23 protein-coding genes and 2 riboswitches are annotated in these 22,023 nt (G+C 41.8%); of the genes, 7 read left to right on the top strand and 16 right to left on the bottom strand.

Translation table 11 applies throughout. From position 1 onward, the window contains the following. Window positions 1-130 precede the first annotated feature (130 nt). Complete coding sequence (locus B7E06_RS18255) at window positions 131-769, top strand: general stress protein (RefSeq protein WP_143414522.1); 639 nt, start codon at window positions 131-133, stop codon at window positions 767-769. A 65-nt stretch (window positions 770-834) separates the two neighbouring features. On the opposite strand, the gene B7E06_RS18260 is transcribed toward B7E06_RS18255, so the two are convergent. The 3 genes from B7E06_RS18260 to B7E06_RS18270 are packed head-to-tail and all read right to left on the bottom strand — an operon-like array spanning window position 835 to window position 3,988. Then, window positions 835-1,890 (bottom strand): tartrate dehydrogenase, encoded by a 1,056-nt coding sequence (locus B7E06_RS18260; protein ID WP_082235357.1) that lies wholly within the window; start codon window positions 1,888-1,890, stop codon window positions 835-837. A 10-nt stretch (window positions 1,891-1,900) separates the two neighbouring features. Further along, window positions 1,901-2,521, bottom strand: a complete 621-nt coding sequence (locus B7E06_RS18265; RefSeq protein WP_342743640.1) for an SGNH/GDSL hydrolase family protein — start codon at window positions 2,519-2,521, stop codon at window positions 1,901-1,903. 57 nt (window positions 2,522-2,578) lie between these two features. Then, on the bottom strand, window positions 2,579-3,988 hold the full coding sequence (locus B7E06_RS18270) for a hypothetical protein (protein ID WP_082235359.1): 1,410 nt from the start codon (window positions 3,986-3,988) through the stop codon (window positions 2,579-2,581). 539 nt (window positions 3,989-4,527) lie between these two features. Between B7E06_RS18270 and B7E06_RS18275 the strand changes: the two genes are divergently transcribed. Then, complete coding sequence (locus B7E06_RS18275) at window positions 4,528-5,529, top strand: metallophosphoesterase (protein WP_082235360.1); 1,002 nt, start codon at window positions 4,528-4,530, stop codon at window positions 5,527-5,529. A gap of 46 nt (window positions 5,530-5,575) precedes the next feature. On the opposite strand, the gene B7E06_RS21950 is transcribed toward B7E06_RS18275, so the two are convergent. From B7E06_RS21950 to B7E06_RS18285, 3 genes are all read right to left on the bottom strand, one after another. Beyond that, on the bottom strand, window positions 5,576-5,722 hold the full coding sequence (locus B7E06_RS21950; RefSeq protein WP_179134090.1) for a hypothetical protein: 147 nt from the start codon (window positions 5,720-5,722) through the stop codon (window positions 5,576-5,578). A gap of 114 nt (window positions 5,723-5,836) precedes the next feature. Next, the gene (locus tag B7E06_RS18280; RefSeq protein WP_082235361.1) at window positions 5,837-6,127 is read right to left on the bottom strand and encodes an LPXTG cell wall anchor domain-containing protein; all 291 of its coding nucleotides are present in this window, start codon (window positions 6,125-6,127) and stop codon (window positions 5,837-5,839) included. 77 nt (window positions 6,128-6,204) lie between these two features. Then, window positions 6,205-6,738 (bottom strand): CotY/CotZ family spore coat protein, encoded by a 534-nt coding sequence (locus B7E06_RS18285; RefSeq protein WP_082235362.1) that lies wholly within the window; start codon window positions 6,736-6,738, stop codon window positions 6,205-6,207. Between the two features lie 560 nt (window positions 6,739-7,298). On the opposite strand from B7E06_RS18285, the gene B7E06_RS18290 reads away from it, so the two are divergent. Beyond that, complete coding sequence (locus B7E06_RS18290) at window positions 7,299-7,736, top strand: hypothetical protein (RefSeq protein WP_342743641.1); 438 nt, start codon at window positions 7,299-7,301, stop codon at window positions 7,734-7,736. 39 nt (window positions 7,737-7,775) lie between these two features. Here B7E06_RS18290 and B7E06_RS18295 read toward each other — a convergent pair whose 3' ends face one another. The 5 genes from B7E06_RS18295 to B7E06_RS18310 all read right to left on the bottom strand — a co-directional run bounded on the left by B7E06_RS18295 (window position 7,776) and on the right by B7E06_RS18310 (window position 11,091). Next, window positions 7,776-8,879 carry an NADH:flavin oxidoreductase gene (locus B7E06_RS18295; RefSeq protein WP_082235364.1) on the bottom strand — a complete coding sequence of 368 codons (1,104 nt, stop codon included), beginning with the start codon at window positions 8,877-8,879 and terminating at the stop codon, window positions 7,776-7,778. 113 nt (window positions 8,880-8,992) lie between these two features. Continuing rightward, window positions 8,993-9,628, bottom strand: a complete 636-nt coding sequence (locus B7E06_RS18300) for a metallophosphoesterase family protein (protein WP_082235365.1) — start codon at window positions 9,626-9,628, stop codon at window positions 8,993-8,995. A gap of 102 nt (window positions 9,629-9,730) precedes the next feature. Then, a complete protein-coding gene (locus B7E06_RS18305; protein WP_082235366.1) occupies window positions 9,731-10,177 on the bottom strand; it encodes a YueI family protein in 447 nt (148 codons plus the stop codon). Window positions 10,178-10,215: 38 nt separating this feature from the next. Beyond that, window positions 10,216-10,518 (bottom strand): superinfection immunity protein, encoded by a 303-nt coding sequence (locus tag B7E06_RS21615; protein WP_342743642.1) that lies wholly within the window; start codon window positions 10,516-10,518, stop codon window positions 10,216-10,218. 24 nt (window positions 10,519-10,542) lie between these two features. After that, a complete protein-coding gene (locus B7E06_RS18310; RefSeq protein ID WP_082235367.1) occupies window positions 10,543-11,091 on the bottom strand; it encodes a 3-dehydroquinate synthase II domain-containing protein in 549 nt (182 codons plus the stop codon). A gap of 155 nt (window positions 11,092-11,246) precedes the next feature. Then, window positions 11,247-11,352: riboswitch (SAM riboswitch) on the top strand. 63 nt (window positions 11,353-11,415) lie between these two features. Next, window positions 11,416-11,522: riboswitch (SAM riboswitch) on the top strand. 74 nt (window positions 11,523-11,596) lie between these two features. Between B7E06_RS18310 and B7E06_RS18315 the strand changes: the two genes are divergently transcribed. From B7E06_RS18315 to B7E06_RS18330, 4 genes are all read left to right on the top strand, one after another. Continuing rightward, on the top strand, window positions 11,597-13,540 hold the full coding sequence (locus B7E06_RS18315; protein ID WP_082235368.1) for an acetoacetate--CoA ligase: 1,944 nt from the start codon (window positions 11,597-11,599) through the stop codon (window positions 13,538-13,540). Further along, window positions 13,540-14,703, top strand: coding sequence for a thiolase family protein (locus tag B7E06_RS18320; RefSeq protein WP_082235369.1), 1,164 nt, complete (start codon window positions 13,540-13,542; stop codon window positions 14,701-14,703). Before B7E06_RS18315 ends, B7E06_RS18320 begins: the two co-directional genes overlap by 1 nt. After that, window positions 14,700-15,122: a Zn-ribbon domain-containing OB-fold protein gene (locus tag B7E06_RS18325; protein WP_082235370.1), complete on the top strand. Its 423-nt coding sequence runs from the start codon at window positions 14,700-14,702 to the stop codon at window positions 15,120-15,122. The genes B7E06_RS18320 and B7E06_RS18325 overlap by 4 nt, the downstream gene beginning before the upstream one ends. Window positions 15,123-15,217: 95 nt before the next feature. Next, window positions 15,218-16,717, top strand: a complete 1,500-nt coding sequence (locus B7E06_RS18330) for a sodium:solute symporter family protein (protein ID WP_082235371.1) — start codon at window positions 15,218-15,220, stop codon at window positions 16,715-16,717. Window positions 16,718-17,270: 553 nt separating this feature from the next. Here B7E06_RS18330 and B7E06_RS18335 read toward each other — a convergent pair. The 5 genes from B7E06_RS18335 to B7E06_RS18355 form a co-directional block, all read right to left on the bottom strand. Then, window positions 17,271-18,137, bottom strand: a complete 867-nt coding sequence (locus B7E06_RS18335; protein WP_245807771.1) for a superoxide dismutase — start codon at window positions 18,135-18,137, stop codon at window positions 17,271-17,273. Window positions 18,138-18,253: 116 nt separating this feature from the next. Next, a complete protein-coding gene (locus B7E06_RS18340) occupies window positions 18,254-18,427 on the bottom strand; it encodes a YjzC family protein (RefSeq protein WP_082235372.1) in 174 nt (57 codons plus the stop codon). A gap of 139 nt (window positions 18,428-18,566) precedes the next feature. Continuing rightward, entirely contained in the window at window positions 18,567-19,343 is a 777-nt protein-coding gene (locus tag B7E06_RS18345) for an acetoin reductase (RefSeq protein WP_082235373.1), read from the bottom strand. A 29-nt stretch (window positions 19,344-19,372) separates the two neighbouring features. Then, window positions 19,373-20,761: a dihydrolipoyl dehydrogenase gene (gene lpdA / locus B7E06_RS18350; protein WP_082235374.1), complete on the bottom strand. Its 1,389-nt coding sequence runs from the start codon at window positions 20,759-20,761 to the stop codon at window positions 19,373-19,375. A 16-nt stretch (window positions 20,762-20,777) separates the two neighbouring features. Then, window positions 20,778-22,019 carry a dihydrolipoamide acetyltransferase family protein gene (locus B7E06_RS18355; protein ID WP_082235375.1) on the bottom strand — a complete coding sequence of 414 codons (1,242 nt, stop codon included), beginning with the start codon at window positions 22,017-22,019 and terminating at the stop codon, window positions 20,778-20,780. Window positions 22,020-22,023: the final 4 nt, after the last annotated feature.

Below are 22,023 nucleotides of genomic sequence, written 5' to 3' on the forward strand. Positions count from 1 at the left end.
TCACCCTTCCGTCGTTTATTTAAAATTACTTTACCTGATCTGTGAAAAAGTGTCAAATTCTTCTGTGAGGAATATATACTCTCCGAAAGGGTATGTAATTATATCAGCATAGCAAAAAGGAGGATAACAAATGGATAAAAGAATTCTCGGCGGTGTTTTTTCGCAGGTAGGAGATACCGAAAGAGCGATCAGCGATTTAAAGAAAAAAGGATATGGGGCTGATGAAATTTCAGTCTTCGCCAGAGATCGAAATAAAGTAAATGTACTTGAAGATGAAACAGACCTCCTAGTAACGACTAATCAAGGAAAACGCGGGCAAAATGCCGGCAGAGGAGCAGGGATCGGCGCTGCTTCAGGCGGTGTGCTCGGAGGGGCAGCGGGCCTAATTACCGGTCTTGGTCTCCTTGCTATTCCTGGGGTTGGACAAATTGCCGCAGCAGGACCCATTGTTGCTGCCCTTTCCGGGCTGGGCATCGGCCTTGGAGGAGGCGGAATTGTAGGTGCTCTCGTTGGAGCCGGCCTGCCGGAAGAAGAGGCCAAACAATACGATGAACATTTAAGAAACGGGAAAATCATCGTTATGGTTGAAGCTGATGAAAGACATGAAAATACAATTTATCAAACCTTTTTAGCCAATAAGACAGAGCACAATTCCATGTATTCAAATAAAAAAGACCACGAGCCCTCCGCCCGTGAGCAGGAAGTTCAGTCAAACACCTCTAATAATCCTGGAGTGGGAGAAAGAAGAAGCAGAAGGAGCTTAAAGTGATAGGAACGTACTCGTTCCTTTTCTAAAAAAGAAGCCCTTCTGCGAAAAGCAGAACGGCTTCTTAGTTATACTTTCATTCGTTTACATACTTCATTGGCAACTTCTATTGTTGTTGAACGGCCGCCTATGTCTCCTGTTTTCACGCCTGCTTCTGTCGTTTCTTCAACGGCTGTCAAAATGCTGTCTGCCATCTTTGTTTCTCCAAAATGATCGAGCATCATTTTCGCCGTCCAGATCTGTCCAATCGGATTGGCAATCCCTTTTCCAAATATATCAGGAGCGGAGCCGTGAACGGGCTCAAACATTGAAGGATGATCCCCTGTCATGTTCAAATTCGCCGCCGGAGCAATCCCAATACTCCCCATGATCGCCCCTCCAATATCTGTGAGAATGTCTCCAAATAAATTACTCGCCACAATAACGTCAAAGTCCTGTGGTTTAGATACGAAGAAAGCAGCTAATGCATCTATGTGATTCTTATTAGCTTTGATCTCAGGGTGCTCCTTGCTGATTTCAGCAAAAATCTCATCCCAAAAAGGCATGGAATGGACAATACCATTGGACTTAGTGGCACTGGTAAGCTTCCCTCTTCTTTCAGAAGCAAGCTTAAACCCATAGCGAATCGCCCGTTCTGAAGCTTTGCGGGTAAATACAGCGTTTTGAATAGCCATTTCATCCTGACCCTTATGTATGCGGCCGCCAACCTCGCTGTATTCCCCTTCACTATTTTCTCTTACGACCATAATGTCAAAATCCCGCGGATTTGCCAGTGGAGATTCCAATCCTTTAAAATGCTTGGCTGGCCGAATATTAAGCGACTGATCCATCCCCCCGCGGATTTTAATTAATAACCCCCATAACGAAATGTGATCGGGCACGCGCTCAGGATCTCCTACAGCTCCAAGCAGGATAGCATCAAACTTTTCAAGCTGTTCAATCCCATCTTCAGGCATCATTTCTCCATGTTCTAAATAATAATCACAGCCCCAGGGGAACTCTGTAAAATGAAAGGATACATCTCCAAATAATTCTGCTGCATGGTTCAGCACGTCCAGTGTAACAGGGACGACTTCTTTTCCAATCCCATCTCCAGGGATTACGGCAATATTATACTGTTTCATAAGCTCCTCCTTAATTCGTTATATAATCCTGCACTGCTTCTCTCCACGTTTTAAACATCAGCATATTTCCAGTTGTCGTCATATGTACTCCATCAGTCGTTAAGGGAACCGGTCCATTCTTCTTAAGATAGCTGATAAATACTTTATGCAAAGGGACGAGGATGGCGTCATATTCCTTGGCGAGCTGATCAACGATTTCTACATATTCCTTCAACAGCTGATTTCCTTTTGATGAAGGTTTCTCTTCAATTACCGTCGGCTGCATTAAAATCAAACGGCTGTCCGTTTTCTCAGCTGCTTGCTGCAGCAATCTTCTATAAATCGTTAAAAACTGCTCAGGCTGAACCTGATCCATTCCCGGATTGTCAAGCTGACGCCAAACGTCGTTAATCCCGATAGATACAGACACCCAGTCCGGTTTTTCCTCCAGGACATCCTCCTGCCACCTCACCTCAAGATCTGTTATCCGATCTGCAGACACCCCTTTATTTACGAAAAGTAATTCCTTTCCCGGAAAGGATGTTACGTAGAAATCCCTCAAAAGACGGACATAACCGTCCCCCAAACCTTCAGGATCTGCTCCGCGGTGAGAATCCGTAATACTGTCTCCAATTAAAACAATCTTGCTCACGTTTATCAGTCCCTCTTCTTTGCGATATAGTAAACCTAAAACAAGAATTCAGAAAAGTCAAACGAAGAACCAGAACAGCTGTAAATAGGTCTGGACGAACAGATAAAAGGCAATGGCATACAAAATATTAAATTGAAAACCGTTTTTGAAAATACTCAAGCCATTTTCACTGCTCAACACGATCGCCGGCAGGATAAAAGGAGAGATTAAGGCAGAAACAACGCTCCCAGACGTTATGGAAAGCACGAGCAGTTCAGGCGGATATGGCAGTTCCACATTTTGCAATACTCCACCGACAAGAACTAAGACAGGGAGAGGGCCAATCCCGAAAAAGCTTAAAATCATCGGAACAAATGGTAAAAGACTTAACAGATTAATAACTGGAATAGTTTCCTCCAAAACCAATATGCCGTCAATAAGAATCCTGCCCCATCCTGATAAATTCAGCGCCACAATGACAAGCCCCACCGATAAAAGGATACTGAACTGCTGGGCCTTTCCCTGTAAGTAACCGGTAAAATAAAATTTCACATTCTTTTGCAGGCTTGGTATGCGTTGTTTAATTAAGAAATAAAGAAGAGTATAGCTTAATATGACCGGTGGGATGATGATCAGGATTTCAAATTCATACACACCGTGAAGGAAAAATATCGTTCCGAAAATCAGCACAAACAAAGAGAAAAACTCGACTACTTCCCTGCTCATTCTCCCCTTCTCCTGTGTACCAATTGCTTTTTGAATTTCTTCCTGCAGCGCCAGCGTAATATTAATTTTATAGTGCTTTTCTTCGAAATAAGAAAAAGCAACAGCTAATAAAACGGCTCCAAAGGAAATCAAAGCTCCCTGCAGCATCGACATCCATAGAGAAGCATCTAAGAAATTCACAATAAACACAAAGCTTGGAATACTAATAACCCAGAGCGTACAAAGTGAAAACGCCCGGAGCAGAGCCGTACCTTTAAAATTCTCCCATCCTTCTCCCTTTCGATTGCCGAGAATTCCTTGAATAAAATGATAAACCGTCTGGATGGATCCAAATAATAGAAAGAACGAAAGAATCTGTGTAATCATCATGATCCCAAAGTAAAATCTCCGGCTTGTATTTAGAACATTCCCAGCAAGTGACATGATTTTTTCAATATACGGCTCTTCTTTTAAGATCCAGCTGATAATGGGAACAATTAACAGAATGGCAATTAAGCTCGTCATCTGCCGGAAGCCTTCGAAGAGTCCTTCCGTTATCGGAGCGTCTGACATAATAAGAATGAATAGAGCAAACGATACTAAAAAGAACGGCAGCATCCTTTTTTCAGTTGTCAAATATAGAAAGGAAAACACCAGTGACAGTAGACCTAAAGAAGAAAGTAACAACAGGATGCTATGACTTTCGATAAATTGGGTGATGTAAAATAAAACAATATATGAGTTAATGATTGCTGCGTATGTAATAATGGAAATCTTTTTCATTTTAAAACTCCTGACCCTGTTGGATAATTTCCATTATATGCTTGGCCGGCTTCAGAGTCTAATGATTAAAGCCTCATAAGAAAAGGGCTACTGGGATAAGGAAGCCCTTTAATAAAAATCTTTAGATGCTTGCAGATCTCTTTATATTTTTGTTTTTGTACCGTTTCATATTCCAAAATTTCCAAGCTTTATTCTCATAAGAAATACTGCCTGAGTTTTGTTGAGAACTCATCTCGTCCATCCGATCGGAATTTCAGCATTTGATTTTTGTCATATTGTAAATACTCATTGAGCATAGAACAACAGAAACTTTCTAAAATTAGAGGGCTCTAGGATTTAAGAAGTTGAGCTGTTTTAATGAATCAGCCATTACTACATAAGATTGGCGTTTAACCAATCAGTCTTGGTTTTTTTATTTGGTTTTTCTGTTATTTACCATCCACCATTCCTCTCCTCTCCTGCATAAGAAATTACCTGCAAAGATACACTAATTTAAAACGACAGATTCGTTTATTTTTCTACAAAGCGGGAGTGAGAGTATGGAGCATATTATAAAAAAATTAACAGCCGCTACAATAAGTGTCTTACTTGTTATGGTTCTTATCTCCCATGTGACTTCAGCTTCGAACGAGGAGCCTCCTCCATCCTCCACCGCCAATGCGGAAGTTAAAGCAAATTCACCATATGATTACACACTTGTCTGGATGACAGACACACAATATTACACAAAAAGTTACCCCCATATTTACCGGCAAATGGTCGATTGGATAGCCGCTAATAAGGACTATCTCAATATTCCATACGTTTTCCATACAGGCGATGTCGTCAACAAGTGGGACAGTGAAGAACAATGGCAGTATGCTGATCAATCTATGAATGTGTTGGAGAAAGCACAAGTTCCTTACGGAGTGCTTGCAGGAAACCATGATGTTGATTTAAAAAATAACAATAGCTATGAGCAGTTTTATAAACATTTTGGAGAGAACCGGGTTAAAAAACAGAAGGCTTTCGGTGGCTCTTATAAAAATAATCGCGGCCATTATGATTTGATTGAGGAAAACGGTGAAAAATATATTATGGTTTATATGGGATGGGGGATTAAGCAGGGAGAAATCAATTGGCTTAATCAGGTGCTTGCCAAGCATTCTGACCGTATTGCGCTGCTGAGTTTTCATGATTATTTATTGGCTTCAGGAAAGCGAAGTCCCATAGGTGAAGAGATTTTTGAAAAAGTTGTAACACCTAACAAAAATGTTGTCGCCACACTAAATGGTCACTACTACGGAAGTGAATCAGTCGTCGACGAAATTGATGATGACGGTGATGACGAACCTGACCGTAAAGTATTTCAGATGGTCGCTAATTACCAGAGTGAACCTGAAGGCGGACAAGGCTATATGCGCCTCTTAAACGTAAACTCCCGCCAGAAAAAAATCTATGTAAAAACCTACTCTCCTTATTTAAATTCATACAGTTATAATGAAGCAAAATCCAAACCTGGAGAAGGCGAACTAGTCATCGAGCTCCCGGAATTAGGATAAATTCAAAAAAAGTCTCTGCCGGGCCAACAGCAGAGACTTTTTTTGCTTAACCATTCATATTTTTATCAATTTGATTAAAAATGTCGTTTAATTCCTTTTCAAGCTTTTTCATTAAATTTTCTGTTTCCCCATGCTGTTTCTCCATATAATCCTTTAAGCTTTCAAACTTCTTCGGCTGCTCTTCGTTGCTCACTTGAATTCCCCCTTATTAGGTCTCCATTTATGTATAGTCTTTTTTAAAGAAATGGATACATAGTAAACCTAAGAATAAGATTAAAAAAGAGACCTGTAAGCAGAGGGAAATATATTAAGAATCCCTCTTCATTTGAAGAGATAGGAGAATCTTTCCAGCAACTGCAAGTGCTAATCCAAGCAGCAATAAATTTAAATAGTTCGTCGAGGTTTTCGGTAATTCCCCTCCTTCTTCAGCTTCCTTAAACACTTCTTTAAAGTCATCTTTTCTGATTAAAGCATGAATCCCTTTTGTTTTATCGACCACTTGTGAAACTTCATAATCCGTGGCTGCACTAAGATAAGCCAAAGCATTAGCTCGATCCATTCCATGCTCTTCTGAAAAGTAGTCAATAGAATCTCGCACGGCAAACTCTTGGTCCTACACATCTAAAAAACCCAGAGAACCAAACATTCTCTGGGTTTTTCACACTGCCTTTTCTCTTAATCGTCGAATTCAGAAGACGGTATAGGCGTCGTTGGATCTAAGCAAAGAATTCCACAGAAGCAATTTAAATCTACTGTTAAACAGATCCCCGTAGCTTGCAGGTTTCTAATCGTATCTCCTGGGAAGAAATCGCAGATATTTTTGCCTTTATTGCTTGGGTCAGGCGTTTCGCCCTCACTATTAACTGGAAGCAATAGTTCTAATTGAACACAGCACTTATGATCATCTACAAATTTCTTCGCTCGGAAAATAGGGGTTCTTACACATTGTAGTGACATGCCTGAGGCGTTAACAGGGGATGAGTAAATCCCACTTCCGATAAACGGTTCACAGTCGCCTTTACAGTAAAGGGCAAAGGGAATCGTAGTTGGCCTATTTCCATTAGAGGAAGGCGAAAGCAAATCTGAAATAGATTGATCACACCCTGTATTGCAGCAGTCAGTGCCAGCTACTTCATTTTGAGCTTCTACAATTTTACGGACTGTTTCGCAGACACAGTTGTCAAAGCCTTTTCCTTTTCCACAGCTCATTTTATTCTCTCCTTATTCATAAAATTGGTTCACTGATACTATATGAATAGGGCAACAGGATGCCTGTATAATTGTCTATTTTTTATAGAAAATAGGATAGAGACACATAATCTCCTTAAAATGGGTGTATGGATATGGCTTTTTGTCCATTCATTTTAATTAAATTTTAATACTATACAGTTAAGAAGGCTTTACTTGATAAAATCTTGTAATTCCTTCTTTCCTCGTGAAGGAAATGGAACCCTTCATCTCCTTTAAAATATAGCTTATTTATTTGTATGCACGGAATAAATAACAACAGAGCAAGCAGCCCCTTCTCTGTTGTTATTTGCATGGGTCCATATTTATAAAAATAAGTTTTTATCTAGTCACAACTGGCCACTAATTAACAGTTAATCATTTTATAGTTTTAATATATTTTTGATTCTTCCAGACTTTTTACATGGATAAAAATCACTATTTTTAATTTTAATTACCTAAATTATGCAATAATCCTAAGATATTGATTGATCAAGTTGAAAATTCTTTTATACTGAAGAATAGAACGACTTGAAAGGATCGTGATTTTATTGCTTTATATTTGGCATATTGAGAAAATCATTCAAGATACATTAGAAAAACACAAATTAAGTAAGTATATAAAATATGAAGCTAACAACGCTCTGCCTTCACCTATGAGCTTTAATATTTCCTATAATACAATTACTTTTAATTATCTTGAAGTGAATGGATACATGAGCAAAATCAAAGTAAAGGAAACCGAAGAGAATTTTGTAAAAATTATGATTTACCATGAAATCGGGTATTTTCTCACATTTCGAAAACATAGTCATGACCTCAGGACGCTGATGTACGGAGAAGATGACGAGGTGGAGGCCCTTAAGACAGAGATTGAAGCCAATGCCTGGGAATACGGAAGAACAATGGTGCCTGAGGAGCTTCTGGAATCATATGATCAAGTGCGTGAAAAAGATAAAATGTTAATTAAAGGACTTTAAAAAAGGGAACCCTGGCGCAGGGATCCCTTTTTTCACAAATTAATACAATTTTTTCAAAGATGTTTTTTCAAATGGATTCAGGTCGTCTTCTCGACCTTCCTTCACTTTTCTTACCCACTCGGGATCCATCAATAAAGAACGACCGATAGCAATTAGATCAAATTCTTCGTTTTCCAGTTTTTCAATAAGGCCGTTCAGACTAGTGGTTTCTGCACTGCTGAAGCTTGTGAATTCTCCATTAAGACCTACAGACCCTACAGAAATAACCGGCTTTCCTGTGATCTTCTTGGTCCATCCTGCCAAGTTTAAGTCTGAACCTTCAAATTCCGGCTCCCAGAATCGGCGTGTGGAACAGTGGAAAATATCAACACCAGCCTCAACGAGCGGCTGAAGGAATTTTTCAAGCTCTTCCGGAGTCTTCGCCAGCTTCGCTTCATAATCGTTCATTTTCCACTGAGAAAAGCGGAAAATAATCGGAAAATCAGGTCCGACTTCACGACGGCAGGCTTCGATCACCTCAACTGCGAACTGAGTTCTACCAACAAGGTCACCACCATAGCGGTCTGTGCGTTTATTTGTCTGCTCCCAGAAAAACTGGTCGATCAAATAGCCATGAGCGCCGTGAAGCTCTATTCCATCAAAGCCGAGTCGTTTTGCATCAGCTGCTGCCTGTGCATAGGCTTCTACAAGACCGATGACTTCTTCTTCTGTTAACGGTTCGGTTACTTGCTCACCATTAAGGCTTAACCCTGAAGGACCGACAGGCAGAGCTTCTTCGTTAGGAAGTTCCCCTTTTTTGCGCGTCATCCCTACATGCCACAGCTGTGGGACAATTTTACCTCCCGCTTCATGAACTTGTTTAACGACGTTCGCCCAGCCTTTTAAAGATTCTTCGCCATGAAAAAGCGGAATACTGTCACCAGAAACAGAGCTTGGATGATTAATACCGGTTCCTTCTGTAACGATTAGGCCTACTTCGTTTTCCGCACGACGTCTGTAGTAAGCCGCCACATCTTCTCCCGGTACACCATTTGGTGAAAAACCGCGTGTCATCGGTGCCATTACCGTTCTATTTGTTAAATGTAATTTATCGCTGTTAAATGTTTGAAATAATGATTGAGTCGCTGTAGTAGTATTGCTCATTGATTTTTCCTCCTTCACAGGGTGTATTTGAAATTATTGCAAATTCCCTGCAGAAAGGAAAGAAATCTGTTTGAAGTTAATACCCACCTTCATTTGACTTTCCCAAGCTATATTTATGCCGTATAAATCCTATGTGAAGGAAGCTCAAGCATTGTCAGTTTCCAGCCATAGGCAGCCCCCGTATCGATATCCACCTGATCTTCAATATAGGCAATTTCTCTTACCGGTGTATGACCATGAACAACCGTTTTACCAAGCCCTACTCTTTCATTGTGCCTTGTCCAAATCATCGTGTCCTTTTCCTGGTCTTCTAACGGAATACCCGGCTTAAGTCCAGCATGAACAAAAATGTAGTCATTCGTTTCGAAGTAGAGCTTTAAGTTGTCCTCCAGCCATTGCTGGTCACTCTTCATATCTTGAGATGCGCCTTCATAAGACTTTATCGTTTTTGATGCTCCATTCATTTCCCAAAGTCTATTGGCCCGGGAGTCATACGGAGCCCTGATAAACATATCATCATGATTCCCCATTATGGCAACGGCTCTATCTTTTTCAACTAGCTGTTTTACTCTCGCAACAACATCTTTTGACTTTGGACCCCTGTCCACATAATCTCCAAGTAAAACTAATTGGTCTTCAATAGGATTATAGGAGGCTTGTTTTAAGACTTCTTCCAGCTTATCAATTTCTCCATGGATGTCTGAGACGATAAGGTACCTTAGTGGATCCTTAACATAATCGGCACTCATCAAGAATTCCTCCCAAAATAATGATGGTTATATTTACCACCTTTTGAGGTGAAATTAACCTCTTTTGAATAAAAGACATAGGGAAAGTATGCTAAAAGACTGTCACTTTATGGGTTTAAACAGTGAACTAAGAAATCCTTTTATTCCGCCTTCCTGATTTCCTTCATCTTTAGACACTTTTTCAATTTTCAATTCCACATCTTCTTTTTCAATCGCATAATCGACTGTCAAAACTGCACCAACATCCGTCTCTGCCTCCTGATTGGAAACAGTCGTGTGCTGAATACTATTTTTAGCAGCTATCTGACGATAAGGCTTGCGGAAACGATAGCTCACTTTTCCATTTAGCAGCAGTTTTGCATCCTTATGCTTTTTCATGGCCTGTGATAGCTCATTTATTCCTTGCTTTTGCATGACTTGACCTTTTGTTAAGACAAGGACGATCCGTTCCCTTAGTGTACCGAGGTATTGCTTGCGTTCTGCTGGCTTTGTCTGCCTGCTGCCATATATACCTTCCTGCAAATAATCGTCAACGTTAGGTTTTTTCATGATGATTCTCCTTACTCTTTACATTTCATCTCCATTATTTATGTCCTATCCTCGCATATCTTTATTCGGGGCTCAAATAAAAAAACTTTCAAAGAAGGGCTGAAAGTTTTTCTAAAGATCTGGCAGCTGATCTTTCTGCGAATGTTGTTTAATGGGAAATCTAAAGCAGCAAACCAGCCAATAATCAGCCAGCCTAACAATAGATTTGCAATTCGATTATGCTTTTTCTTTTTTACAGATAAATATGATGGGATTGAAAATTGACTAGAAAGGATACTAGGTCTTGTTACCTTCCTTTTATAAGCATAAGGAGCTATATCCATAACCATTATTAAAATCATGTTTTTGAAGAAATTGAATTAAGATTATTTTTCTACTATCACTTCATCTATCTTCTCACCAAGATGCCTCCCCGGCTTATCAAGCAGGGCGAGTATTTTTTGACCCTCTTTTAAATCCAGAATGGAGATTTCTCCATCGCTTTCTTCCATTAAGTGGACGCTGGATGATTTTTGCAGAGTAGCTGAAATTGTCTGTTCTCCCCTGCCAGCTTCTACTCTTACAAATGGACGCTTTTCTATTTTCACACGGCCAATAGCAATCTCCCGCTCGGATTCTTCATCCGTGATTTTCAGCTTTTTGCCTGGCTGCAGTTCATGAAGGTAATAGGTTTTTTCTTCCTGATAAAGATACTGATGGAAGGAGCCGCAGTTTAATCGAAACGGACGTGGTGGATAACCATCTGACTCGCGGTTCTCAGCAAGTACTTTAACGTATCCATGGCCAGTATTGCCGACATATACACCGTCTGTCGGTTTTAAAATATCAATAAAATCAAGGCAGACTCTCATACCGTCACCAATTTCTTCAATCTTAGTTATTTCCACAAACTCATTTCTCTTTTCATTAACCATTCAATTCCGCCTCCTTTTTCTCTACTTCTCATTGTCCTATTAGATCTCCTCATTTGTCCAATGATGATTAATAGATTTTTGAATATTCCACATAAATATATTGACGAACTCTAAATTTATTGCTATGATCACAACTAACTTAATAAATGACGTAATTCTTATCCAGAGAGGTGGAGGGACTGGCCCTGTGAAGCCCGGCAACCGCTATTTTTAATAGCAAGGTGCCAAATCCTACCGAGCTTATGTTCGGGAAGATAAGAGAATGATAATATCTCTTGAACCTCTCTATTGTTATAAATAGAGAGGTTTTTTAATTGAATAATATTCTTATCCAGAGAGGCAGAGGGACTGGCCCGACGACGCCCGGCAACCTTCAGACAAGTTCTGAAAAGGTGCTAATTCCTGCAGGAGAAATCCTGAAAAGATAAGAAGAGTCTGAACAGCTCTCTTCTTATTTAGAAGAGAGCTGTTTCTATTCCAAGAGCAAAAAAAAGGAGCTTTAACCATGACATTAACTGTAACCTCTAAGCGTTCTTCCTATTTATGGGAGCCATCTGAAGAGCGTTTAAATGAATCAAATATAAAAGCATTTGCCGAGCTGGCTGAACAGCCTTTATTTCCATATGAACGACTGCACCGCTGGTCAACTACCCGGCTTGATGAGTTTTGGTCTAACGTCTGGGACTTTGCCGGCGTTATTGGTGAAAAGGGCCGTACTATTTACACTCCTTCTACTTCGATGCCTGATGCTGAATGGTTTCCTCATGCACGTTTGAATTTTGCAGAAAACCTTCTTCGCGGTTCGGTGGACAGGATTGCAGCCTATGAAGCCGATGAAAATGGTGTAACACGCAGCATCACATTAAAAGAATTAAAAGAAGCTGTCGCAAAAGCTCAGGAAGGTCTTAAAAAACTAGGTATTAGAAAAGGGGACTGTGTAGCCGGCATTACAACTAACGATATTCACGGGCTTACCGCGTTAATCGCTGCTGCTTCCTTAGGGGCAATATGGACGTCCTGTTCTCCTGACTTCGGGACAAAAGGAATCGTTGACCGCATCGGACAGGTAAAACCAAAAGTGCTCATCTCAACACTACATTACCAATACAAAGAGAAACCTTATAATATTGAAGAAAAAGTTAAAGAAACGGCGGACAGCCTTGAAGGGCTGCAAGCTGTTGTTACTTTAAATGGAAACACAGATCTGGCCGGTGTAAAGACATTAAGCTGGGAAGAACTTTGCGACAATAAAGCAGTTGAACCTGTTTTCACCCCCACCGGTTTTAATGACCCGCTCTATATTTTATATACATCAGGAACAACAGGGCTCCCTAAAGCAATTGTTCATTCTGCCGGAGGGACACTGCTTCAGCATGTAAAGGAACACCAGCTGCACTGTGATGTTAAAAAGAATGATGTGCTGTTTTGGTATTCCAATACAGCCTGGATGATGTACCCCTGGTTAGTTACAGGATTAGCCAGTGAAGCAGCCCTTCTTTTATATGACGGCTCACCTGTAAGATCTGATAACCTTTCCCACCTTTGGGATATCGCAGAGGAAGTCGGGGTCACCCATTTTGGTACAAGTCCTAAGTATTTAGAAACACTCGCTAAAGCCGGTGTGCACTTAAAAGAAACACATGCTCTTCCCTGTTTGAAAAGCATTTTGTCTTGCGGAGCTCCGCTGGCTCCCGAGCAGTATGACTGGGTTTATCAAACGATAAAACAAGACCTCTTCCTTGCTTCGATCTCCGGAGGGACGGAAATCATTGGCTGCTTTGTTATGGGGTCACCGGTTCACGCTGTTAAACGAGGAGAAATTGCCTGTAAAGCATTAGGCATGGCCGTTGACGTATTCGATGAAAGAGGGGCTTCTGTTTATGAAGAAAAAGCTGACTTAGTCTGTACCCAGCCTTTTCCGAGCATGCCGATTACCTTCTTTGGAGAGGGTGGAGATGAAAGGTACCGAAAAAGTTACTTTTCAAAACGTCCAGGGATATGGACACATGGGGATCTAGCGGAACAGACCATTGATGAGGCTTTTGTCATCTACGGTCGTGCCGACACCACTTTAAATCCAGGCGGTGTAAGAATCGGAACCGCCGAAATATATCGGGCCGTTGACCATATTCGCGATGTAAAGGATTCAATAGTCTTTGGCCATCCAAAAGAAAATGATGAAGAGATCATTCTTTGTGTCGTCACTGATCACTTGAGCAATACTTTAGCAGGAGAAATTCGCCATAAAATCCGGGCAGCCGCTTCACCTCGGCACGTGCCGAAGGCCATATATCAAGTCAGTGAAATTCCTTACACGATTAATGGCAAAAAGGTTGAAGGAGCTGCTAAATCGGCAGCTTCAGGAAAAAAGGCAAGTAATGAAGCCTCACTGAGAAACCCATCCAGCTTGCAGGCATTCCGGCAGCTTTTAGAAAAGGAGTATTTTTAATGACACGCAGACCTAGAGGGGCTCTCATTGGTATCGGTGAGTTGAAGCCCGAACGATATTCAACAGGAAAAACCACATTAAGCCTGATTGCAGAATCTGTCCGGCTGGCACTGAACGACGCCGGCATTACGAAAGACGAAGTCGACGGACTGCTCGTCGGCCCGCAAGTAGGAGAAACACCACAGCATGTACCGGCTACCGTATCGGAATATTTAGGAATCGATCCCACAATGTCTAATGTAGTCGACCTTGGCGGTGCCTCAGGTCCAGGTATGATCTGGCGGGCAGCGGCCGCAATCGAAGCGGGTATGTGTGAAACGGTCGTTTGTGTGCTTGCTAACAAAAATGAAAAAGGAGAAACGTTACGATCGCCAAACCGCAACCCCATCCGGGAATTTGATGTTCCGTTTGGTGCTTCCGGTGCCAATACTTCCTACGCGCTTCTTAAGCGTCAGCATATGGAAGAGTATGGTTCTACACAAGAAGATTTTGCAAGAATCGCCTGCTGGGCGAGAAAAAATGCACAGTCTAATCCAGAGGCAATTTTCTACGGCAAGCCTGCAGAACTGGAAGACATCTTAGCCTCTCCATTGATCTCTGATCCTCTTCATTTATTGGAGATTGTTATGCCTGTAGCCGGAGGAGCAGCCGTTGTCGTAACCTCAGAGGAAAAAGCTGCGCGAATCGGCAGGCATAAGCCAATTTTTCTAAAAGGAGCCGGAGAAAAAATTACTCACCGCGCTGTCAGCCAGGCACCGGCGATCGATAAGCTTCCGTTCAGCTATTGTATCCCGCGCGCTCTTGAACAGGCTGGAATATCGATTGAAGAAATAAATCTTTTATCCCTCTATGACTGTTATACAAGTGTAGTTGCTGTACAGCTTGAAAGTGCCGGGCTTTGCAAGCCAGGGAATTTTGGGGAATTCGTTAAAAACCATACTTTTGGACATGACGGTGACTATCCTTTAAATACACACGGTGGACAGCTTGGATTTGGCCAGGCGGACCTTGCCGGCGGTATGTCCCATGTCATTGAAGCGGTTCGCCAGCTACGGGGCGAGGCTGACAAACGGCAGATTAAAGATGCCAGACTTGCACTAGTTACAGGTAATGGAGCGACGCTTAGTGAAACAAATGCTCTTGTGTTAGGAGGAGAACAATGAGTGAAAATATATCTCTGCCGTCACCAACAATAACACCTGTCAGCCGGCGCTTTTGGCATAACCTTAAGGAAGGCAGGTTTACCCTTCAACAGTGCGATTCATGTGAAAAGTATATCTTCTATCCGCGGGATCACTGTCCGCACTGTTTCCACCCTTCTCTAACGTGGAAAGAAGCCTCAGGCGAAGGAGCGCTTAAGACGTGGAGTGTTATTCATAGAGCAGGACATCCCGCCTGGCAGGAACATACTCCTTATACGGTAGGAGTAGTTGAGCTTGCTGAAGGCCCTTCATTATTAACTCACCTGATTATTGATGAAAAGAATCTAACTTATAACATGGAAGTGACCGTGGATATTGTAAATATCAACTCACAGCCGCTCCCATTTTTCAAACAGAAAAAGGAGGAATTTTTAAAATGATACTCACCTATTTTGCATGCATCGCTTTATTTTGGGCGGGAGGACTTGTGCTATGGAAGTACTTATATACGGGGAAAAAAGGAGAGAGATAAACGATGGTCAGCGAATCTAGTTTGTTATTGTGGACTTTAATTATACTCATGACCGCATATTTTGGGTTTGTTACATGGATTGGAAAGAAAGGAAGCAAGCATAGTAAGTCCATGGTCGGATTTGCTACAGCAAGAGGAAAAGTAAACCCATGGCTTGTCGGTGCGAGTTTTGCTACCTCTTACGCCAGTGCGAACCTGTTTATTGGTGTACCTGGTTTAGCTTATCAATATGGAACTGCCGTACTCTGGTACACGCTCGGATGCTTCGGAGTATCCTGGGTCGCCCTGCTTCTTTTTGCTAAAACGTTCTGGCGATATGGAAAAAAGTTCGGCCGTGTCTCTACCCTGCCTGAATGGCTGGGCAGACGATATAATTCCAAAGGTTTGCAAGTTCTGGTCTCATTACTGATTTTATTTAATGTGTATTATATTGTCGGCCAAAATGTCGGACTAGCTACTATTTTTGAAACCGTCATTGGAATTCCTTATTTCTGGGGTATTATTATCGGTGTTACAATTACGATTATATATATTGGTCTAGGCGGCGCTTTCGCCCAGATGATTACAGATGGCATCCAGGGGATTCTCATGGCGGTGACTTCTATTCTAATTGTCGTCTCGTTTCTATGGACAATCGGCGGCGGACTGAATGTTTTCGGCGTATTAACCGATCGCTTAAACGCTATTGATCCAAGCTTAACAGCTCCAATTGCGAACGGCGGCCCCTATAACAGCGCCCTGGCAATTATGGCTGTTCAGTTCATGCTGTTCAGTTTTGTACTCATGCCTCACTTGTTAAATAAAGTATTATCACTAGAAAACGAAGAGGACCTTGCGCCATTTACGCTATCATCGGGCTTAATCCTTTGCATTATTTCAACTCTAATGGTTTTAGGCGGACTTGCGGCACGTACGATCTTTCCAAATTTGGCAAGTGCCGACTCAGCAATACCTGCCTATGTAATGGAAGCATTTCCGGCAGTTATTGCCGCGATAATGATCGTTGGGATCATTTCAGCGATTCTTTCCAGTACAGACAGCCTATATTTAGGAGTTACGACAAGCATCGGTAATGATTTATACCGCGTAGTCGCGCCATTGCTTTCTTCTAAGAAAATCAGCGAGAAAAAACTGGAAAAGCAGTCTTTAAATGTGGCCAAAGGATCACTACTTTTTATCGGACTGGCTTCCCTTTACATTTCACTAGACCGTCCAGACTCACTGGCTTTTCTTATCCAGTTCAGCTACTCGGCAATTATTTCCGGAATTATTGCACCGATCACACTAGGTTATTTCTGGAATAAGGCAAACAACTATGGAGCGATCGCTTCTTTAATTACTGGAGCTTCTTTGTATGTGCTTATCACAAGCCAGAGTCTGATCGGAAATATCTTTATTGCTATGTTTATTAGTTCGGCTGCTGCCTTCCTTGTGATGGGAATTGTAAGCAGTTTAACGGTACAAGCCAGTGACAAAGAACTGGCTCTTGAAAAAACGAGTTAAAAAAACCGGCTTCCTTTATTGGAAGCCGGTTTCTTTCATATCCCTAAATCTAAAACGCTGTGCCATTTACTGTATAAAAAGAAACAAGGGGAAAAGACTCGCTTCCCGCTAAATACCATCTAGTATGTTCTCATTTGTAAGAAGAGTATTAACTGTTCCTTATACATATAAAATGGATCGAGGCTGGGAAATAGCTCGCTTTCCGCGGGGAGCCGGTGAGCTAGCTCGTTACACTCGCGGATCTCACCCTGGCTCTATCTCCCTGCAGGAGTCTCGCCATTTCCCAGCCTCTTTACCATTGATTGTATAAACGGAATGCTGTAGTTTCAGTAATCCTCTAATAGGAATAGCCTTATCTTACTCAGGTTTCCATTACTCCTAATAAACGCAAAGGGCCTGGGAAAACGGCAAGATTCCTATGGGAGGATAGAACAGCGTGGGATTCTGAAAGGGTTTATCCTGAGAAGCTCTCTGTTCACTCGTCGAAAACCAGTCCCAGAGTCGGTTTTTGTTCTTTTATTTCCCGGGAAATCCTTTTTTATCGATTTATGTCTTAATACTTCTCCCATTTAACTTTTTTTGCTTTTTGGTAACGGTCATTCACTGCCTCCCAGTTAATGACGTTCCACCAATTATCTACATATGCCCCGCGGTCATTTTCATATTGCAGATAATAGGCATGTTCCCATACATCCAGCGGCAGCAATGGAATGATGTCCTGCTGACTTAAATTCTGGTGTTTTTCAGCCTGGAGAATTTCAAGCCTGTGGGATCTTGGAGACCATACAAGAATTGCCCAGCCCACACCTTCTACTTTTTTAGCCGCTTCCGAGAAATGTTCTTTGAACTTTTGAAAACTGCCAAAGTTTCTCTCTATCTCTCTTAAAAGTTCTCCAGCGGGAGTACCGCCGCCATAAGGACTCATAATTTCCCAAAAGATTGTATGCAGATAATGCCCCGCTCCATGGAACGCAGCTTCACGTTCCCAATGCTTAATCAATTCGTAGTTTTTTGAATTCCTGGCTTTCTCCATTTCCTTTTCAGCTTTGTTTAAACCATCAACATAGCTTTTATGGTGCTTATCATGATGCAGACGCATTATCTTCCCGCTGATGTAGGGTTCAAGTTCATTATACCCATACAGAAGGGGCGGCAGTTTATGGCCTCCTATCGGAACAGGGGTGTCCTGCCTATCGTGCGTAAAACGCTGATTCACCTTTACTGCAATTTCTTCAAGCTCCCAAGCCTTTTCCAAATTAAAAGCCATTAAATCCTGGCTGCATTCCTCGATTTGATCGAGAAGAATTTCAAGATTTTCCTGCAGGGTATCATCTTCTTTCGTTTGATTTCCGCTTGCCAAGTCATTGGCCCAAACTTCCATATCCCGAAGGTATTTTACAAGCGCTTGATTATCACTCACAGACGCTCCCTCCTTTTTTCACTGTATTACTATATGCACTCCTATAAGTAAAAAATTACCCATTAATCTCCTACCAAAAAAGCCTCCGCAATTAGAGCGGAGGCTTTCTGATTACTTTATTTCTTTACCCAATAAGCTACATCTTTTGATAATGGCCCTGAAGGGAATTTCTCACCTTTTTTCAGTTCAATTTCTGTATGATCATTATCTACCGGAGCAAAAACTAACTTTTCAACTTTATATGTGCCGTCTTCTGGTACTGATTCACCTGTTCTGTACCTTTCAGCCACAAAGTTACACCTCCGAATTTTTAGTGATCTTAACTATGGTAATGTGTTTAGCCCATAATTATAGGATTAAACATACAAAGTTAGAACAGTATTTTAAAAGACGGCAATAATTACAGATGAATTAATGTGAAAAATTCATTTAAACAAATTCAACTCCTCCATCTATTAGAACCGATTGACCTGTCATGTAATTAGAATCTGAAGATGCTAAATAGGAAACGAAATTGGCTACATCTTCAGGTTCTTCCGGCCTTCCCAAAGTGATACTCTCAGAGAATTTTTTAAAAGCTTCTCCAGTTTTCAGGCCCAGATAAGGAGCCATTTTTTCATCAATTCTCTCCCACATGGAAGTACCAACAATACCAGGGCAGTATGAATTTACATTTATATTAAATTGTGCAAGCTCCTGTGCAGCTGCTTGAGTGAGACCTCTTACGGCAAACTTTGTTGAAGAATAGACACTAAGCAAGCTATATCCTTTATGTCCGGCAATACTGCAGGCATTAATAATCTTGCCGCGTCCATTCTGTTCTTTCATTTGTTGAGCTGCCGCTTGCATACCGTAAATTACTCCAAAAACATTCACTCGATAAATATTTTCCAAATCTTTTTCCGTTACTTCAAGCAATGGTGCTACTTGATCAATACCGGCATTATTAACAAAAACATCTAATCTTCCGTAATTTTCTACCGTTTGTTTAACTAAAGAAAACTGGTCTTCTCTATGGCTTACATCTCCTTGAATAGCAAGAGCCTCTTTTCCCTGAGAGCTCAGCTCATTTGCCGTTTCTTCAGCGGTCTCTCTGTCCAAATCGTTTATAACAATATGGAATCCATCATTAGCAAGCCTCATTGCTATTTCTTTACCAATACCTTGTCCAGAGCCGGTAACTACTGCAACTTTATGATTAGACATAATTACCTTCCTCACTTATATTCTTTCTTCTATAAACTATGCACAGGAAAACCAATGGCTTTATCAGCGGCTTCCATGATACTTTCACCCAAAGTAGGGTGTGCATGAACAACAAGAGAGATATCTTCTGCTGTTAAACCTGATTGAATGCTGACAGCGAGCTCATTAATTAATTCAGGAGCTCCTAAACCGGCTGCCTCCGCACTTAAAATGGTTTGATCCTCGGGGTCGATCATCAGCTTCACAAATCCTTTATCTTCTCCGAGCGTCAGAGTTCTTCCATTATGACTAAACGGAAAGGAATGCACTTCAAAATCTATGCCGGCTTTGTCCATTTCTGCTTCAGAAAGACCGACAGCCGCCAGCGGAGGATCAGAGAAGACGACAGCAGGAATGACATAATCTGAAACATCACCTGCTCCGCCGCTGATGACCTCTGCTGCTAATTTCCCTTGAAGAGAAGCCCGGTGTGCAAGGGCATATCCAGGAGTGACGTCCCCTATCGCAAAAATGTGAGGCTGATTTGTTCGGCACTCATTATCAACGGGTATATAGCCTTTTTCCGAAATATGAATTCCTGCCTTTTCCAGCTGCAATTGGTCAGTATTCGGCTTTCTGCCTATAGTAACAAGGGCATATTCCGCTTTGACAATTTTACGCTCTCCTGCTACTTCTGCTTCAATTTCCACCTGCTGATTCCGGCTGTCTGCTCTGATCACTTTTGCACCTGTATAAATCGTCACATTTTCTTTCTCGGCAAGTTCACTGTATACAAGTGAGGACATATCCTCAGAAAAGCCTGATAAAATACGAGGAAGTCCTTCAAAAATTGTGACCTCTGTGCCCAGGTTTGCAAATGCGGTTCCAAGTTCGATTCCGATATATCCTCCTCCAATTACGGCAAGGGAAGATGGTTTCTCACTCAAATCGAGCGCTTCTTTCGAAGAAAGAATTCGGTCATCAAACGAAAAGGATGGCACGTTTACCGGCTTAGATCCTGTAGCTATAATACAGTTAGAAAAAGAAACCATTTCCTCTTTTTCTCCACTTATCGCTGCTGTATAAGGATCAAGGAACGACGCTTCCCCTTTAATAATAGACACGTTCCGGCTGATAAGTAATCCTTCTACTCCGCTCGTCAATTGATGTACAATGGCATCTTTCCATTTTTGCAGTTCTCCAAAATGAACGGTTACCTCCCCGTAATGGACACCTGCTTGAGCCGCTTTACTTGGCAGAGCTGCATAATGGCTTGCTTCAATCAGGGCTTTTGAAGGAATACACCCTTCATTCAGACATGTCCCTCCAAGCCCTCCTTTTTCAACAATCGTCACCTTTTTTCCTAATTGAGCTGCTCGAAGCGCTGCCACATATCCGCCTGGTCCCGCTCCAATAATTAATACATCTGTTGTAATCATTTCTCCCCATCCTCCCTTACAAGAGCATCTGGTAAGGATGTTCTAAATAATAAACCACTTCGTTTAAAAAGGAGCTGGCTGGATCTCCATCTAAGACGCGATGATCAAAAGTCAGGCTTAGAGGCAGTTCTGTCCTTTCCTCCACTTCTCCACCCTGCAATACAAGATTCTCTCGATACGCTCCCACTCCTAAAATTCCCGCTTCAGGAGGGTTTAAGATCGGTGTGAAGTATTCAACACCGGAGGCTCCAAGATTAGTAATGGTAAACGTCGACCCCTTCATTTCATCAGTTGTAAGCTGATTGTTTCTTGCTTTTTGACTTAGGGAGTAAATATTTTCTGCCAGCGATAATGTAGATTGTTTATCAGCGTTAAACAACACAGGCACGACCAAACCTTCCTCTAAAGAGGCAGCCATACCTAAATGGACATCCTCATATGTTTGGATCTCATTATCGATATATGCGCTGTTAATAGAAGGATGCTTTTTAATTGCCTGTACAACAGCTTTTGCTAAAAAAGCCGTCAAGGTCAAGGAAAATTCGGTCCCGGCATCTTTCAGTTCTGCTTTTGCCTGCTTTTGAATAGCGATAAGTTCGGTAATATCAGCTTTTCTCATGAGGGTGAGCTGAGCGCTTTGCTGCAAGCTCTGGTGCATTCTTTCGGCAATAACCTTTCTCATGCCTCTGACAGGAGTACCGCTGCCGGACGGCTGAGCGGATACCGCTTCTTCAATATTACGCTCTTTTTCTTCCATTTCAGGTTCAGTCTCGTTTTCTATAAAGTTCTGTACATCCTGTTTAGTAATCCGCCCCTGAGGCCCGGTACCAGTGAGCTCCTCGATCTGTATTTGATGGGACTTAGCTAATTTTTTAGCCGCCGGAGAAATCTTTATTCTTTTAGTCTGAACGGTTTCTGGGGGCTTCTCTTTTGTCATGACCGCGGCCGCGACTTCACTTTCAGCAGAAGAAGCTTCGTTTTCTTCTTCCGTCTCTCCTGAATTTTCGCTGATATTTTCCCCTTCTTCACCGATATAAGCTAATGTCTTTCCAACGTTTACGGTTTCATCAACATCGGTCAATATTTTCAACACAATTCCTGAAGCAGGTGCTTCTAATTCATTAGTCAGCTTTTCAGAACTAATCGTAGCGATCGGTTCTCCTTTTTTAACGGACTCGTTTTCCTGCTTTAACCATTCCGCAACGGTGCCTTCCTTCATGCTCATCCCAAATTTAGGCATCACCACTTTCTCTGCCATGGCC

This window comes from Halobacillus massiliensis (assembly GCF_900166625.1).
In the GTDB taxonomy this organism is placed as follows: Bacteria; Bacillota; Bacilli; order Bacillales; family Halobacillaceae; genus Halobacillus_A; species Halobacillus_A massiliensis.